The sequence below is a fragment of the Halobacillus sp. H74 genome (genome assembly GCF_052246715.1).
Classification (GTDB): Bacteria; Bacillota; Bacilli; order Bacillales; family Halobacillaceae; genus Halobacillus; species Halobacillus litoralis_A.
In genome coordinates this window covers 51,039-66,402 of the sequence record NZ_JBQQCI010000002.1, presented here as the reverse complement: position 1 = coordinate 66,402, position 15,364 = coordinate 51,039, and the positions used below count along the sequence as shown (strand labels likewise).

General features: G+C 44.3%; 15 protein-coding genes. 3 read left to right on the top strand and 12 right to left on the bottom strand.

Annotated features, from left to right (window positions below; translation table 11 throughout):
- Positions 1-37: 37 nt before the first annotated feature.
- The 12 genes from rpe to ACTWPX_RS03490 all read right to left on the bottom strand — a co-directional run bounded on the left by rpe (position 38) and on the right by ACTWPX_RS03490 (position 12,547).
- On the bottom strand, positions 38-688 hold the full coding sequence (rpe, locus tag ACTWPX_RS03545; protein WP_443118542.1) for a ribulose-phosphate 3-epimerase: 651 nt from the start codon (positions 686-688) through the stop codon (positions 38-40).
- A gap of 2 nt (positions 689-690) precedes the next feature.
- On the bottom strand, positions 691-1,572 hold the full coding sequence (rsgA, locus tag ACTWPX_RS03540; RefSeq protein ID WP_443118541.1) for a ribosome small subunit-dependent GTPase A: 882 nt from the start codon (positions 1,570-1,572) through the stop codon (positions 691-693).
- A gap of 12 nt (positions 1,573-1,584) precedes the next feature.
- On the bottom strand, positions 1,585-3,588 hold the full coding sequence (gene pknB / locus ACTWPX_RS03535) for a Stk1 family PASTA domain-containing Ser/Thr kinase (protein WP_443118540.1): 2,004 nt from the start codon (positions 3,586-3,588) through the stop codon (positions 1,585-1,587).
- The gene (locus ACTWPX_RS03530; RefSeq protein ID WP_443118539.1) at positions 3,588-4,349 is read right to left on the bottom strand and encodes a Stp1/IreP family PP2C-type Ser/Thr phosphatase; all 762 of its coding nucleotides are present in this window, start codon (positions 4,347-4,349) and stop codon (positions 3,588-3,590) included. Before ACTWPX_RS03530 ends, pknB begins: the two co-directional genes overlap by 1 nt.
- A gap of 81 nt (positions 4,350-4,430) precedes the next feature.
- Positions 4,431-5,777: a 16S rRNA (cytosine(967)-C(5))-methyltransferase RsmB gene (rsmB, locus tag ACTWPX_RS03525; RefSeq protein WP_443118538.1), complete on the bottom strand. Its 1,347-nt coding sequence runs from the start codon at positions 5,775-5,777 to the stop codon at positions 4,431-4,433.
- Positions 5,770-6,717, bottom strand: coding sequence for a methionyl-tRNA formyltransferase (fmt, locus tag ACTWPX_RS03520; RefSeq protein ID WP_443118537.1), 948 nt, complete (start codon positions 6,715-6,717; stop codon positions 5,770-5,772). The genes rsmB and fmt overlap by 8 nt, the downstream gene beginning before the upstream one ends.
- A gap of 17 nt (positions 6,718-6,734) precedes the next feature.
- Complete coding sequence (priA, locus tag ACTWPX_RS03515) at positions 6,735-9,146, bottom strand: primosomal protein N' (RefSeq protein WP_443118536.1); 2,412 nt, start codon at positions 9,144-9,146, stop codon at positions 6,735-6,737.
- Entirely contained in the window at positions 9,143-10,348 is a 1,206-nt protein-coding gene (gene coaBC, locus ACTWPX_RS03510; protein WP_443118535.1) for a bifunctional phosphopantothenoylcysteine decarboxylase/phosphopantothenate--cysteine ligase CoaBC, read from the bottom strand. The genes priA and coaBC overlap by 4 nt, the downstream gene beginning before the upstream one ends.
- A 115-nt stretch (positions 10,349-10,463) precedes the next feature.
- Positions 10,464-10,691 (bottom strand): DNA-directed RNA polymerase subunit omega, encoded by a 228-nt coding sequence (rpoZ, locus tag ACTWPX_RS03505; protein ID WP_128522823.1) that lies wholly within the window; start codon positions 10,689-10,691, stop codon positions 10,464-10,466.
- 2 nt (positions 10,692-10,693) lie between these two features.
- Complete coding sequence (gene gmk / locus ACTWPX_RS03500) at positions 10,694-11,308, bottom strand: guanylate kinase (protein ID WP_128522824.1); 615 nt, start codon at positions 11,306-11,308, stop codon at positions 10,694-10,696.
- A 14-nt stretch (positions 11,309-11,322) separates the two neighbouring features.
- Positions 11,323-11,586: an extracellular matrix/biofilm regulator RemA gene (gene remA, locus ACTWPX_RS03495; protein ID WP_035545527.1), complete on the bottom strand. Its 264-nt coding sequence runs from the start codon at positions 11,584-11,586 to the stop codon at positions 11,323-11,325.
- A gap of 79 nt (positions 11,587-11,665) precedes the next feature.
- On the bottom strand, positions 11,666-12,547 hold the full coding sequence (locus ACTWPX_RS03490) for a YicC/YloC family endoribonuclease (protein WP_443118534.1): 882 nt from the start codon (positions 12,545-12,547) through the stop codon (positions 11,666-11,668).
- A gap of 150 nt (positions 12,548-12,697) precedes the next feature.
- Here ACTWPX_RS03490 and ACTWPX_RS03485 point away from each other — a divergent pair, with 150 nt between their 5' ends.
- From ACTWPX_RS03485 to ACTWPX_RS03475, 3 genes are all read left to right on the top strand, one after another.
- Complete coding sequence (locus tag ACTWPX_RS03485) at positions 12,698-14,413, top strand: Rqc2 family fibronectin-binding protein (protein WP_443118533.1); 1,716 nt, start codon at positions 12,698-12,700, stop codon at positions 14,411-14,413.
- Positions 14,414-14,522: 109 nt separating this feature from the next.
- Complete coding sequence (locus tag ACTWPX_RS03480; RefSeq protein ID WP_277750300.1) at positions 14,523-14,648, top strand: hypothetical protein; 126 nt, start codon at positions 14,523-14,525, stop codon at positions 14,646-14,648.
- Positions 14,649-15,003: 355 nt separating this feature from the next.
- Positions 15,004-15,171 carry a hypothetical protein gene (locus ACTWPX_RS03475; protein ID WP_443118532.1) on the top strand — a complete coding sequence of 56 codons (168 nt, stop codon included), beginning with the start codon at positions 15,004-15,006 and terminating at the stop codon, positions 15,169-15,171.
- Positions 15,172-15,364: the final 193 nt, after the last annotated feature.

Below are 15,364 nucleotides of genomic sequence, written 5' to 3'. Positions count from 1 at the left end.
GCAATCCTTTGAGCTTCCTATCTATCTTCACCATGATTCATAATGCGTTTCGTATATCCGCGATCGCCTTTTTGCGGTCGGTTTGGTTAAAGATCGCACTTCCCGCAACCAGGACGTCAGCTCCAGCTTCTGTGCATTGACGAGCAGTATCAGCTTTCACTCCACCATCGATTTCGATTTCGAATGAAAGACCTTCTTCTTTTCGCCACTCAGCTATTTGATTGATTTTAGGTACAACCGAAGAAATGAACGATTGACCGCCGAATCCTGGATTAACCGTCATTAATAAAACAAGATCGACTTCATCCAGTACAGGACGGATCATTTCAGCAGGTGTAGCCGGGTTGATAACGACGCCAGCTTTGATGCCATAGCTCTTGATCAACTGCAATGTCCTGTGCAAATGCGGACACGCTTCCTGATGGACAGTGATGATATCTGCCCCTGCTTTGGCAAAGGATTCAATGAATTGATCTGGATTTTCTATCATTAGATGAACATCCAAAGGAAGGTCTGTGACCGGACGAATGGCATCCACGATCAAAGGGCCGATCGTAATATTCGGAACAAAGTGTCCATCCATCACGTCAACATGGATATAATCGGCTCCTCCTCGTTCAACATCCTTGATTTCTTCTCCTAGATTTGAAAAGTTGGAAGCTAGAATGGAAGGTGCTATTTTAGTCATGATTAATACCTCGGCTTTCTGTTCTGTATTTCATCCAAAAATTGCAAGTAATGCTGGTAGCGGTTTTCAGCAATTTCGTTTGCTTCAACCGCAGCTTTCACCCCACATTTGGGTTCTTTATGATGCAGGCACCCTCTGAATTTGCATTCGTTTTGGACAGCGACAAACTCAGGGAAACATTCTGGCAGCTGTTCAAGTTCAAGCTCACCAAATTCCAGGGAGCTGAAGCCTGGGGTATCGGCTACCAGCCCATTGGAAATTTCATAAAGTTCAACATGGCGCGTGGTATGTTTCCCACGTCCCAGACTTACGGAAATCTCATCTGTGTCAATTGAGAGTCGCGGGTCGATCGAATTCAGCAAGGAAGATTTCCCCACCCCTGATTGACCAGCAATCACTGTCGTCCGACCTGCTAAATGAGATTGAATCTGATCCATAGAATCTGTGTCATCCACCGCTGATAGTACGACAGGGTAACCGATTTTCTCATACAATTGTTTATAAGACTCCATCAAATGGGTTTGATGGTCATCCAGCTGATCCATTTTCGATATTACGATAAAGGGCTCGATCCGCTTCTCTTCCACCAGCACAAGAAAGCGGTCCAGTAACAAAGCATTAAACTCCGGATGAATGGCAGAGGTGACAATCATCGCTTGGTCCACGTTGGCGATTGGAGGACGGACGAACTCGTTTTTGCGATTTTCTATAGATAAGATATAGCCTTCATCGTGGTTTTCTGCTTTGAATTCAACGATATCTCCTACTAAAGGAGAGACTTTTTTCTTGCGGAAATTACCCCGGCCTCTGCATTGATAGATTTCACCATCATGGAGCACATAGTAAAATCCGCTTAACGCTTTGATTATTTTTCCACTTGCCATAATTTCACCTTCTTAATACGAGTAAGTGCCTTCATCAAAGACTTCCTCACCTCTCATCACTCTGTAGGTGGCCTCTTCACCTTCAGCTATGCTCAAGGTGAATTCGAATGTTTTTGTTTCTGTAATCGTTTCCTCTATGATCAATTCTTCTGATTCATTATCAGAATCATTGACATAGATGAGCACTTTTTGTTCGGTTTCTTCCGATTCTTCGTCAACTGGTATTTCAACAGAGACCTGCTCTTCCCTAGGTTGTGCTGGAGGTGGTGGCGGCTCTTCCTTCGGCCCCCGGGAAACGACAAGATCTACCGTCGACCCCACATTCACTTCCTCTGATGCACCAGGAGAATGCTCCATCACAAGACCTTCCCGGTATTGATCAGAATATTTTTCTGTCACTTCAGATTTCAATCCATTATTCTCTAAATACTCTTGCGTCTGTTCTAAGGTCCATCCATCAAACGATTGCAGACTGACTTTCGGTGGCCCAAGGCTTACACTGAACCGCACTTCTGTTTCATCAGGTATCACCTGTGCGTTCGCTTGAGGTGTAAAATGTTCAATGATGACCCCTTTTTCGAATTCATCACTTGTGGTTTCATATTTCTTCACACTCTTAAATCCACGGCTCTCCAATTCTTTCTTCACTTCTTCAAAACTTTTGCCGCTGTAATCTTCGAATGTAGCCCGTTCTTTCCCTCTACTGGAGTAAACGGTAACTTCCGATCCTTCTTTGACGACCATACCTTCTTCAGGGTCCGTTCGGATAACTAAGCCCTCGTCCACTTCATCGGAGTACTCTGTCTCTCTTGTGACATTCAAGTTCAAATCACTAAGCTCGCTATAGGCTTCCTCATATTCCTTCCCTTTTACGTCAATCATTTCGACGTTTGCCGGTTGAATGATGCCGGGGATCGTAAACAATGCGATAAGACCGCCGATAATCAGCAAGGTCAATATTGTAAGGACCCATGGCCATACTTTCTTTTTCTTCTTCTTTTTTTCAACAGGAGGTACGGATTTTACGTTTTGTTTAGTTTCCTGTTCCTGATAGGTGGGTTTGTGTTCATTCGTATGGATAATGGTATTTTCTTCCGGCTGTTCTCCATATGATTCTTTAGTGATCACTGGAATAGCCTTTGTTTTTTCATCTTCATCATCGGTAGGAAGAGTGAATTCTGGTTCATCCAATCTATAAGGTTCAAGGGATGTCTCGATGTCATATTCCATATCCAACACGGAATCATAACGGTGAAAAGGATCCTTAGCTGTTGATTTCAGCACAACATTTTCAACACTTTGTGGTAATTCAGCGTTCCACCGTTTCAAAGATGGGGTTTCATGCTGTAAATGTTTAAGGGCAATAGCGACAGGTGATTCTCCTGAAAAAGGCAGACGCCCTGTCAAAAGTTCAAAAAAGACGATTCCGAGAGAATAAACATCGGATTTCTTTGTAGCCATTCCCCCACGCGCCTGTTCAGGCGAAAGGTAATGGACGGAACCAAGTACCGAATTCGTTTGAGTCAATGCCGTAGCACTAAGGGCCATCGCGATGCCAAAATCTGTTACTTTCACATGACCATAGTGATCGATCAGAATATTTTGAGGCTTTATGTCCCTGTGCACGATTCCGTTATCATGGGCATGGGCAATGGCTGATGTGACCTGGCGCATAATATCTACAGCTTCAGCCACGTCTATCGGACTCTGCTGCTGGATGTATTGCTTCAATGTCATACCGTCCACATATTCCATAACCATGAAATAAATATCATCTTCTTCACCGACATCATAAATATTGACAATATTCGGATGGGAAAGACTAGTAGCCGACTGTGCCTCTCTATGAAAGCGTGCAATGAATTCCTCATCGTTGCCATGCTCCAAACGGAGAACTTTTATAGCAACTTCCCGATCAAGAATTGTATCATGAGCTAAATAGACGTTCGCCATCCCGCCGCCACCGATCATATCCTGTACGCGATAACGGTCATTAAGGAGACGGTCATTGAGCATTATTCCGCACCTTCTTTCTCATCAGAAGGAGAATCATAATGGACGACAGTAAGTGTAATGTTGTCTTCCCCGCCCCGCTCATTCGCTAAATCGACAAGGGTTTGGCAGTAATCAGTCCAATCGCCATCAAAATTTTTCAACTCACTCAATTCATCTTCATTCACTTTGTTCGTCAATCCATCAGTACATAGAAGCAAACGGTCATTGACCTCAAATTCCAGGGTTTTCACATCGGCCGTCAAATCAAATTCTGTACCAAGTGCCTTAAGTAAAACATTTTTTCGCGGATGATTTTCTGCTTGTTCTTCGCTGATTTGACCAGACCTGACTAATTCGTTGACAAGGGAATGATCCTCGGTTATAGATTTAAAACCATAGGCATTGGCAACATAACAGCGACTGTCTCCGATATGACCGATGGTAGCGAATTGCTCTGTACATATGGCTACCACTATTGTCGTTCCCATCCCCGCACATTCTACATGCTCATCAGCATACGATTTGATTTCATTATTCGCGGTACGAATAGCCTCTCTGAGCCAATTCTCCGCTTCATCTGGTGTGGATAGCCTTTCAATTTCCTGCCATTTCTTATGTAAATGAGAGGTTGCCATCTGGCTTGCGACATCTCCCGCTTGGTGTCCACCCATTCCATCAGCTACAACACCCAGCGTTTGTCCTTCATCATTTTTGAAGACACCACCCGCATCTTCGTTATGGTTTCTCACTTGGCCCTGGTTTGTAAGATAATAACCTAACATGGACTCACCCGCCTCTTTTTTCTCTTGTACGCTGTCCCCCTGATAGAAATGCATCAGGAGGGCGTACGAACTTTATCAATTTTACTGCTTGACCAATCTGGTAAGAAAGAAACCGTCTGTATCCCACTCTTGCGGAAATAACTGCAGACCAAATTCAGAGAGACCCAGTGCCCCTTCCAGGGAGGAAGGTAATTCGTTGAAAAATGTCTGATCTACACTGAACCCGGGATGATTGGACAAAAAGTTTTTGACAGCTTCTTCATTTTCATGACGGTCGACTGTACATGTACTATATACCATTTTCCCGCCAGAATTCAGAAGTGGCGCTATGGCTTCGAACAACTCGTCTTGAATCTTTCGAAGAGCAAAGATATCTTCTTCTTTTTTATGGTATTTGATATCAGGCTTTCCTCTCAAGACACCTAAACCTGAACAAGGAGCATCAAGGAGTATGCGGTCGAAAGATTCTGCTTCGTGCATATCTTTCAGATTTCTTGAATCAGCTTGACCAGCGGTGATGGAAGTCAACTGTAGTTGTTCTGCTTTGTTATTGACCAGTTTAGCCTTTTTCTCATGCAGATCATACGCAATGACCTGACCCTTATCCGCGATTTTTTCAGCTATATGAGTTGTTTTTCCACCTGGAGCGCTGCATGCATCCAGCACGGTCATTCCTTCAGATAGATCCATCATCTCTGCAACCAGCATGGAGCTTTGATCTTGTATAGTCAAATACCCTTCCAGGAAAAGCGGATGCTTTAACACAGCACCCTCTGTGATTACTAATCCCTGGGGTGATAGTACACTTTTTTCCACTTTGAATCCGTCCTCTTCCAGACGGTTGATGGCTTCTTGAAAGTCTATCCTCAACGTTTGGACACGGACAGACATGGGCAGGTGGTGATTGTTAGCGCCACACATATCCTTCGTCGTTTCCAGACCGTATTGATCGACCCACCGGTTTACCAGCCACCGGGGATGACTGGTCTCGATAGCGACCCGTTCCATCGGGTCTTCGATTTTCTCAATATCTTGAGTCCCTTTTCTTTGCACATTACGTAAAACACCGTTCATAAAGGAAGAAATTCCTTTATGACCACGTTTTTTTGATATTTCTACTGCTTCGTGGATGATGGCATGATCTGGTACTCTTTCGAGAAAAATCATTTGATAGACAGACATATATAACAGCCAACGCACCCATGGCTTGATCTTCTTTTGTTTCGCAATATAAGGCTGGATGTAATAATCGATGAGGTCCCTGCGCTGCAGCGTTCCATAAACGATCTCTGTCAACAACCCCCCGTCCTGACGGGAAAGGTTCTGCTTTGTAATTTCCCTGTCGAGCAGGACATGACTGAAACCGCCTTGATCTCCAATACGGGTCAATAACTCGAGAGCTGTTTCTCTTATAGCATATTTAGTCATTTTTCTCCCCCAGACGGTCGCCAACTTGCAAGGACTGGCCTGCGCCATTGATGAAAGCCTGTCCATCCATTTTCTTCTTACCGGAGGGTTGTAAAGACACGATTTTCAAGACTTTCCTATCGCCAGTGGTTACAAGAAAACCGTCCTCTTCCATCCTGACTACAGTGCCAGGTTCATCCTCATATTCCCCACCAGCTTTTTCTGCCCACCAGATTTTCAATGGCTTCCCACTCCAAAAGGTGTAAGCGACGGGCCATGGGTGAAGGCCACGGACATGATTATATACAGTTTGTTGATCCCTGGACCAATCGATCAACTCTTGTTCTCTTTTGATATTGGATGCGAACGTCACTTTCGACTCGTCCTGCTCTTCAGGCGTCATACGGCCAGCTAACAAGTCAGGCAGTACTTCGGCAAGCAGATCAGCACCAGCTGCCGAGAGTTTATCATGAAGTGTTCCGACATGGTCATCATCTTCGATAGGAACAGTCACTTTGGCCAGCATATCCCCGGCATCAAGATGTTTCACCATATACATAATCGTTACACCTGTTTCTTTTTTCCCTTCAAAGATGCTGTAATGAATCGGTGCACCCCCGCGGAATTCAGGAAGTAGTGATGCGTGCACGTTGATACAGCCATGTTCCGGTTCCTGCAGCAATGCCTCCGGCAGGATCTGCCCGAATGCGGCGGTCACAATCAAGTCCGGCTCATATTTTAAGACTTCTTCATATTCGTCTTTGATTTTTTCTGGCTGGAACACAGGAATGCCGTGATTTTCTGCAGCCACTTTCACAGGCGGAGGAGTCATCACTTTCTTTCTTCCTTTAGGGCGGTCCGGTTGTGTAATGACAAGGACAACCTCGTACCCCTGTTCTATGATGCGATCGAGGACAGGTACGGCAAAATCCGGTGTCCCCATAAATGCAATTCGTGTCATGGCTTGGTGCTCCCTTCTTACATCAACTGATACGGTTGGAAGTCAACCGTAATTTGTAATCCATTTTCTTGCTTCATTTCGTCTTCATAATAATGTAATATCCGCTCAACGAATTTTCGCTGCTCTGGTTCTTTCTTGTATTTTACCATGCATTGGTAGCGATATCTATTGTTGATACGGGTCAAAGCAGAAGGTGTCGGTCCAAGAACATAAGCCTGGTCTGACAATTTCTGTTCCATGAACATCGTGATCTTCTGTGTCACTTCCTGCACTTTCAATTGATTCGGATGGGAGACGGTGAACAATGTCAAAAAGAAATAAGGAGGGTAACGAAACGCCTTTCTCAACTTCATTTCTTCATTGAAAAATTGTTCATAATCATACTGGCTGGCAAGTTCGATACTGTAATGTTCCGGCGTGTACGTCTGTACAACGACTTCCCCTGGTTTTTCATGCCTTCCAGCTCTCCCGCTGACTTGTGTAAGCAATTGAAACGTTTTTTCCGAAGCACGAAAATCAGGCAAGTTAAGTAAGGCATCAGCTGCCAGCACTCCCACAAGAGTCACATTACCGAAATCAAGACCTTTGGCGATCATTTGCGTACCGAGGAGGATATCTGCCTTCCCTTCACCGAATTGGTTAAGCAAACGTTCATGAGCTCCTTTTCTTCGAGTCGTATCAACATCCATACGGATCGTCCTTGCTTCCGGGATAAGTTCTTGCAACGCTTCCTCCACCTTTTGTGTGCCCGTACCAAAGTAACGGATTGTTTTGCTTTCGCATTCGGGGCATTCTGTCGGCATTGGTTCTTCATGGGAACAATAGTGACATTTCAAACGATTTTGACGCTTATGGTAGGTCAAAGCAATATCGCAATGTGGACATTCACTGACATGGCCGCAATCCCTGCACATAACGAACGTTGAATAACCACGGCGGTTCAAAAATAAGACGACTTGCTCCCCGCGGGCGATGCGTGCTTCAATTTTTTCTTTTAGAGTCCGCGAGAACATGGACCGGTTCCCCTCGTGCAGTTCATCACGCATATCGATCAGCTCGACTTCCGGCATGACCGCTTCATTCATCCGTTTACCCATTGTAAGTAAATGGTAGTTGCCTTTCACTGCCCGGGCGTAACTTTCTAATGATGGCGTCGCGCTTCCCAGGACGACGGGACACTTGTGTGTCCTGGCACGTTCGACAGCGACATCCCTTGCGTGGTACCGGGTCCGGTCTTCCTGTTTATAGCTCGTCTCATGCTCTTCGTCAATAATGATAAGACCGATATTGGTAAAAGGAGCGAAAATCGCGGATCGGGCACCTACGACGACCTGCACTTCTTTACGCTGGATTTTTCGCCATTCATCATATTTTTCACCTGCAGACAACGCGCTGTGCAATACAGCCACTTTCGACCCGAATCTACCTTTGAAACGTTCAACCATCTGGGGAGTCAAAGCAATCTCCGGAACCAGCATAATCGCTTCTTCCCCTTTATCGATCACCTGTTGAATCGATTGGAGATAAATTTCAGTCTTTCCACTCCCTGTTACTCCATGTAATAAAAACACTTCATGCTGGTTTTCTTCTATCGTACTTAAAATCGGAGTGATGGCGGTTTCTTGTTCGGAGGTTAATGGAAAAGGCTGTGTCCGTTCGAATTCCCTGTCACCATATGGATCGCGGAAAACTTCCTGCTTATACTCGCGGAGAATCCCCCTTTCGTTTAGAGGTTTCAAAGAAGCCGGTGTCGTTGCAAGTTTTTCCAGTAGTTGCTTTTTGGATATGGGTTCCGGGTGTTCGATCAAATATTCAAGTATCGCCCGCTGTTTCTTAGCCTGTGAGGAGATGTCGACGAGTTTCTCTTCCAGTTCAACTGACTGCAGTTGAGGCTCGATCATAGTAGTGACCTTTTTGGTTTCACGACTCTTAACTTCGTAATGGACATCTACTTCACCTTCATCCATGTGTTTCCTTAACACATGATAACTGACACCTGATTGTTCAAAGTCCTCAAAATCAATAACAGCTCGACCATCGAATACACTGTCCAAGTCAGAAGCTAACGGCTCCTCTGATAATTTCCAAAGTTCTTTACGGTACTTAGCTTTCATAACTTGAGGAAGCATCACTTGCAGACAGGAGATGTAAAAGCTGAGGGTCTTTTTAGACAACCACATCCCCAAATCGAGTAATTCTTCTGTCAGTGTCGGAATCACATCTAATACATCTGTGATCTTCTTTACTGAAGAGAAAGAACTGGTTTCGGATAAAGAAATTACATAGCCCATGATTTTTCTTGGACCAAAAGGAACGATGACCCTGACTCCGGGCTGGACAATGCCCTCATATTTCTCTGGTATTTCATAATCAAACGGACGGTTCGTGTTTTGGGAAGGGACGTCCACAATCACATTTGCGATTGTCACGGGGATTCACTCTCCAACTCTTCTACTGTTTCTTTCAAGATATTCATTGCCAGCTCGTCTTTACTCCTTAGTGGATAAGTCATTTCCTTCCCTTTTTGGGTAATGAAAAGAGAGGCGTTGGTATCTGTGCCAAATCCTGATCCTTCTGAAGCCACGTTATTAATGACGATAGCATCCAGATGCTTCTTAGCGAGCTTTTCCCGTCCGTATCGTTCAGGCTCATCCGTTTCAGCGGCAAAGCCGATCAAATACTGATGTTCCTTCCGCTCACCTAGTTCCATCAAAATATCTTTCGTCCGTTCCATTTCTACAACATAATCTCCAGGTGATTTTTTCATTTTATGTTCGTAGGTGTTTTTTGGCCGGTAATCCGCTACAGCTGCTGCTTTTATGACGATATCACAGTCAGCATAGCGTCTGATCACTTGTTCATACATCTCATCCGCAGTAGTTACATCAATGCGGTCAACACTTTTTGGAGTGTCGATCGCGACTGGCCCGGAAATTAAGATGACCTCGGCTCCCATGGAAGCCGCCTGACGAGCCAAAGCATAACCCATTTTCCCTGTCGAAGGGTTTGTGAAGTAGCGGACCGGGTCAATCTTTTCCCTCGTCGGTCCAGCTGTGATGAGCACTTTTTTCCCATTGAGGATTTTCTCTTGTTCATATTCCCTCTCAAGAACGCGCACGATGCTCTCCGGTTCTTCCAATCGTCCTTTGCCCACATACCCGCAAGCAAGGTACCCTTCACCTGGTTCTATGAAACGAAAGCCCCAATCATCGAGTTGTTTCATATTGTTCATCACAGCCGGGTGACTGTACATATGGACATTCATGGCAGGTGCAATATACACAGGGGCTTCTGTTGCCAGCAAAGTCGTTGAAAGCATATCATCCGCCAATCCTCCGGCAATTTTCCCTATTACATTTGCCGTAGCTGGGGCAATCAACACAAGATCCGCCCAATCAGCCACATCGATATGTTGAATTTGGGAGGGATCCTGTTCATCAAATGTATCCGTATACACTGGTTGTCTCGATAAAGCCTGGAAAGTGGTAGGAGCGACAAACTTCTTCGCGCTTTCAGTCATAATCACTTTCACAATAGCGCCTGACTGTACGAGTTTACTCGTTAATGCTGCTGCTTTATAAGCGGCTATTCCCCCTGAGACTCCCAAAACGATTTTTTTATTTTTCAGCATTTGAGGTACCCCTTTGTTCAAAAATGTGGTCTCTAAAACACGTAGGAAAAGCCGCGCTAGATCTCTCAAGAAAGCGCGGCTTTTCCTACATCTTAATCATATAACGAAAAATAATTTATGTTGTTTCAGTACGTTCCTGTATTTCATCCGCTTCAATATAGTGAAGTTTACCGCTTTGGATTTCTTCTAAAGCAACACCGACTTGCTGGTGGGACGTCGGTTTGTCAATCATTGGTGCACTTCCTTGTTTCAGTTCACGAGCTCTTCTCGCTGATAGGGTGACAAGTGTGTACTTCGATTTGATCTTTTCTTGTAATGAATCAATGGATGGCTCTAACATCATGATTATTCATCCTCCAATGCTTTTTTATATTGCTGTGCTACTCGTTCGCGCTTGCAGTGTTCACTGGCAACGATAGACTCCACTTTGGTCACAGCATTGTCAATTTGATCGTTGACCACTACGTAATCATAAGCATCCATCATTTCGATTTCTTCTTTTGCAGCCAACAGACGGTTTTTAACCTTATCTTCCGTCTCTGTTCCACGATTGACAATCCTGTCTTTCAACTCTTCCAGAGAAGGAGGAATCAAAAAGACAAAGACTCCCTGTGGAAAATTCTCCCGTACTTTCAGAGCACCCTGTACTTCAATTTCAAGAAATACATCTTTTCCTTTTTCTAAGGTCTGTTCCACATATTGCCTTGGAGTGCCGTAATAATTCCCGACATATTCGGCATGCTCAATCAACTGACCTTCACTGATCAACTTCTCGAATTCATCTCTCGATTTAAAGAAATAATCGACCCCATCCACTTCCCCTTCCCGGGGGGCGCGGGTCGTCATGCTGATCGAATAGCGTAAATCTGTAGACTGGTCGAACAAAGCTTTACGGACCGTACCTTTCCCTACCCCCGAAGGGCCGGAAAGGATGAATAAAATACCTTTCTGATCTATCACTGCAGCAAGTCCTCCTAATTTTCGTCTGAAATCTCATCATTATTTATGACACGCTGACCGACTGTTTCCGGCTGTACCGCAGAAAGGACAACATGGTCACTATCAGTTACGATGACCGCACGAGTACGACGGCCATATGTAGCATCTACTAGTTTATTATTGTCACGAGCGACTGTAATGATACGTTTGATCGGAGCGGACTCCGGTGAAACGATCGAAATGATACGGTTGGCAGATACAACGTTACCAAAACCTATATTGATTAACTTTAAACTCAAAGCTGACTCCTCCTTCTTCTGGCCAAGTACAATGATCACTAACTCTATTATATGAAAAAACTAGGGATAAACACAATTGTTATTCAACATTTTGCACTTGTTCTTTCATTTTTTCTATTTCACTCTTCAAGTTGACGACCGCTTCCATCACTTCTCCATCATTGGATTTCGACCCGATGGTATTCACTTCCCGATGCATTTCCTGGACGATGAAATCAAGGCGGCGACCAATCGGTTCGTTCCGATCCAGGGTGGATGCAAATTGGATAAGATGAGATTCCAAACGAGTAAGCTCTTCGGTCACATCCCCTTTTTCCGCTAACAGGGCTACTTCCTGGAGAACTCTCGTCTCGTCAGGATGAATTTGCTCCTTCATGTATTCCTCTACTCTTGATCGTATTCTTTCTTTAAATTCTTCAATTACGATCGGTCTGCGTTCTTCTAATTCCCGGAGCAAATGACGGATATTCGTAACACGAAATCTGAGGTCTTTATGCAGTTGTTCACCTTCAACAGAACGCATTTGCATTACTTGCTTAACTGCTTCATCAACAGCCTCCAACAATGCATTTTGTAAGGTTCCTGTATCCTCTTCCACTTCTTGCACAGAAAAAACTTCTTCTAACTTGGATACCATATCAATAGTTATTTCACCCGTCAAATCATAGCGGCTCTTCAATTCATCTAATTTTCTTATGTATTGATCGACGATCGGCCAGTCGACAGTAATCTTCTTTCCGAACAAACTTTCTCCTTCAATCGTCACGAAAAGATCGACACGGCCTCTTGATAACCTGTTTTTCACTTGTCTCTTCATCTGATCTTCCAGAAATAGCAGCGTACGCGGAATTTTCACAGCGATATCAAGAAAACGGTGGTTGACCGAGCGCACTTCCACGTGCAGCCGCGATTCCCCTACTTCTATTGTCTGTTTCCCATAACCTGTCATACTCTTTGTCATAATCCATCACACCCATATGTAAAATATGTACTGGATTCTATTTTATCAAATTCCCCGGCGATTAAGCGAATCATTGAGCATTTTAATGGATTCTCTTAGAACTCAAGCTTTGAATCATGCTATACTTGCAACATTAGAGAGGTGAAGAGGATGTCTTTTGACGGAATTGTAACCCGGGCGATCACACATGAACTCAATGAAACGATCCAGTCCGGACGAATTATGAAAATATACCAACCAACAGAAACGGAACTTGTCTTTACAGTCCGTTCCCAACGAAAGAATCATACACTGCTGCTATCCGCTCACCCGAGCTATGCACGCTTCCATTTAACAGAAGATCAATACAACAACCCGAAAGAACCACCAATGTTATGTATGCTGTTACGAAAACATTTGATCGGTGGTTTTATTGAGAGCATAGAGCAAGTAAGTATGGAACGAATCGTCAAATTCCAAGTACGGACCCGGAATGAAGTCGGTGATGAAACACTGAAAACACTTGTCATCGAAGTGATGGGGAAACACTCGAACCTCCTTCTCATCGATGAAGAAGAGGGTCATATGTTAGACAGCATCAAACATTTACCACCTTCTCAAAACCGGCATAGGACGATAATGCCCGGCCAGCCATACAAACTGCCTCCAGAACAAGGCAAAATTAATCCTGTGGAGCTTGAGCCGGAAACCTTCATTAAAAAATTGGATTTCAATTCTGGGAAAATGGACAAACAAATCTTGAATATCGTAATGGGATTCTCCCCAATGATGACTAAGGAGATTGTCCATCAAGCAGGTCTCGGTGGTGCGAATGCATATATGGAAGCTTATCGAAACATCCGGAACCGGATATTGGAGCATGATTATGAACCCCAAGTCCATCTAGCAGATCGCGAACAATTTTATGTGGTACCTCTACAGGCTTTCACAGAAGAAGTCGAAAACTATGCCACTGTCAGCCAGATGCTCGATGATTATTACTCAGGGAAAGCAGAACGGGATCGTGTGAAACAACAGGCCGGCGACCTTCACCGTTTCTTGAAAAATGAGCGGGATAAGAATTTACGAAAAATCAAAAAGCACCAAGGAACGCTTAAGAAATCCGAATCTGCTGCTGAATACCAGCGACTGGGCGAGCTGTTGACCGCACACATGCACCTGGTTAAAACGGGGGATTCTGAAGTAACAGTCATCGATTACTATGATCCGGACCAATCCGAAATGACAATCGAATTGAACCCGAATAAGTCTCCTAGTGACAATGCTCAGAACTACTTCCAAACTTATCAGAAAATGAAAAAATCGAAAGAAGTCGTTCAAAAAGAAATTACAAAAGCGGAAGATGAAATCCTCTACTTCGAGCGCTTGCTTCAGCAAGTGGAATCCGCTCGTGAGGAGGACATCGAAGAAATACGTGAAGAACTTCGCGAACAAGGTTATTTAAAGAGAAAGCCCGCCTCGAAAGGGAATAAGAAAAACAAACCATCCAAGCCTTCACCAGAAAGCTTTGAATCAAGTGATGGAACTCTTATTTATGTCGGTCGAAATAATAAGCAAAACGAATACCTGACCAACCGCCTGGCGAATAAAACAGATATTTGGCTCCATGCCAAAGATATTCCAGGTTCGCACGTGGTGATACGTGATGAAGATCCTAGTGAAGATACGCTCTTTGAAGCGGCTCAACTTGCTGCCAACTTCAGTAAATCGAGCCGTTCCTCTACAGTCCCTGTCGACTATACGAAAATCCGTCATGTTAAAAAACCTTCAGGAGCGAAACCGGGTTATGTCACTTACGATCATCAGCAAACCCTATTCGTAACACCCGATGCTTCTTTCGTTAAAAAGCTGAAAAGCCGAACTTAAAGAATTACCCTCATGCTCTTGACCGGCATGAGGGTTTTTTACATAATCCCCCCTGTATATTTGCAAACTAATCATGCCGTTTACTTTTTTCGAGAGGAGGAATGAAGCAATGAGCAAGAATTCAAAGTCTAAACGCAATCCACAAAAAAGCAAAGACGCAGTCCAGCCGAGCACGGGAGAGGAAAGAATCACCATCTCAAAATCCGGGAAGACTTTTAATGACCCGCAAAGATAGACAAGTATAGGATTTTTCACAATAAAAACACGAACCAGCATGGATAGGTTCGTGTTTTTTTCTTAGCTTTATTTATCGTAACGAATTTTTTGTATCAGGTGACTCCCGTTTTATAAAAGGAGCAACTAAATTCATCCCACAAACAAGCAGGATAGAGGAAGACTTGATTCTCTGCTATAGTTTGGCTGTTCCGTCTTCAGGTGAGGAGAAGGTGGTCGGGGAAATAACTCGCTTTCCGTGGGAGCACGGTGAGCCGCCTCGGACTTCGTCGTGCGGGGTCTCACCATGTCCTCTGACCCCACAGGAGTCTTGTCATTTCCCCGGCCACCTTACCCTAAATAGGAGGAACGGAACAATGAAAAATCATAGAATTCGCCTCGCTGCCTTTGGTACTTCATTTTGTTCACATTATGCAGGGACCCCCTACTATGGTCCGTTCGTAAAAATAAGCAGGGAGGGCAGGGAAACACAGGAATCTCCTGCGGGAAAAGTTGGACTAGACGGGACCCCGCAGAGCGAATAGGAGGCCACTGAAGAACTTCAAATTTTGAGTTATGCATCAAATAAAAGAAGCCGAGTTGGACGATTGTTCATCGTTCAACCCGGCCTTCTTTATTACGATGAGATATTAGGGCTCTTACATCTCCATGAACTTTAGTATTCGTTTTGATATTGACGGTGGTTATCGCCACCGTCCCTTGTACACGTGGAGTGAT

Excerpts from the sequence above, each read along its gene's own strand:
- rpe (WP_443118542.1), bottom strand. The coding sequence starts at position 688 with ATGACTAAAATAGCACCTTCCATTCTAGCTTCCAACTTTTCAAATCTA.
- rsgA (WP_443118541.1), bottom strand. The coding sequence starts at position 1,572 with ATGGCAAGTGGAAAAATAATCAAAGCGTTAAGCGGATTTTACTATGTG.
- pknB (WP_443118540.1), bottom strand. The coding sequence starts at position 3,588 with ATGCTCAATGACCGTCTCCTTAATGACCGTTATCGCGTACAGGATATG.
- ACTWPX_RS03530 (WP_443118539.1), bottom strand. The coding sequence starts at position 4,349 with ATGTTAGGTTATTATCTTACAAACCAGGGCCAAGTGAGAAACCATAAC.
- rsmB (WP_443118538.1), bottom strand. The coding sequence starts at position 5,777 with ATGACTAAATATGCTATAAGAGAAACAGCTCTCGAGTTATTGACCCGT.
- fmt (WP_443118537.1), bottom strand. The coding sequence starts at position 6,717 with ATGACACGAATTGCATTTATGGGGACACCGGATTTTGCCGTACCTGTC.
- coaBC (WP_443118535.1), bottom strand. The coding sequence starts at position 10,348 with ATGCTGAAAAATAAAAAAATCGTTTTGGGAGTCTCAGGGGGAATAGCC.
- rpoZ (WP_128522823.1), bottom strand. The coding sequence starts at position 10,691 with ATGATGTTAGAGCCATCCATTGATTCATTACAAGAAAAGATCAAATCG.
- ACTWPX_RS03490 (WP_443118534.1), bottom strand. The coding sequence starts at position 12,547 with ATGACAAAGAGTATGACAGGTTATGGGAAACAGACAATAGAAGTAGGG.
- ACTWPX_RS03485 (WP_443118533.1), top strand. The coding sequence starts at position 12,698 with ATGTCTTTTGACGGAATTGTAACCCGGGCGATCACACATGAACTCAAT.
- ACTWPX_RS03480 (WP_277750300.1), top strand. The coding sequence starts at position 14,523 with ATGAGCAAGAATTCAAAGTCTAAACGCAATCCACAAAAAAGCAAAGAC.
- ACTWPX_RS03475 (WP_443118532.1), top strand. The coding sequence starts at position 15,004 with ATGAAAAATCATAGAATTCGCCTCGCTGCCTTTGGTACTTCATTTTGT.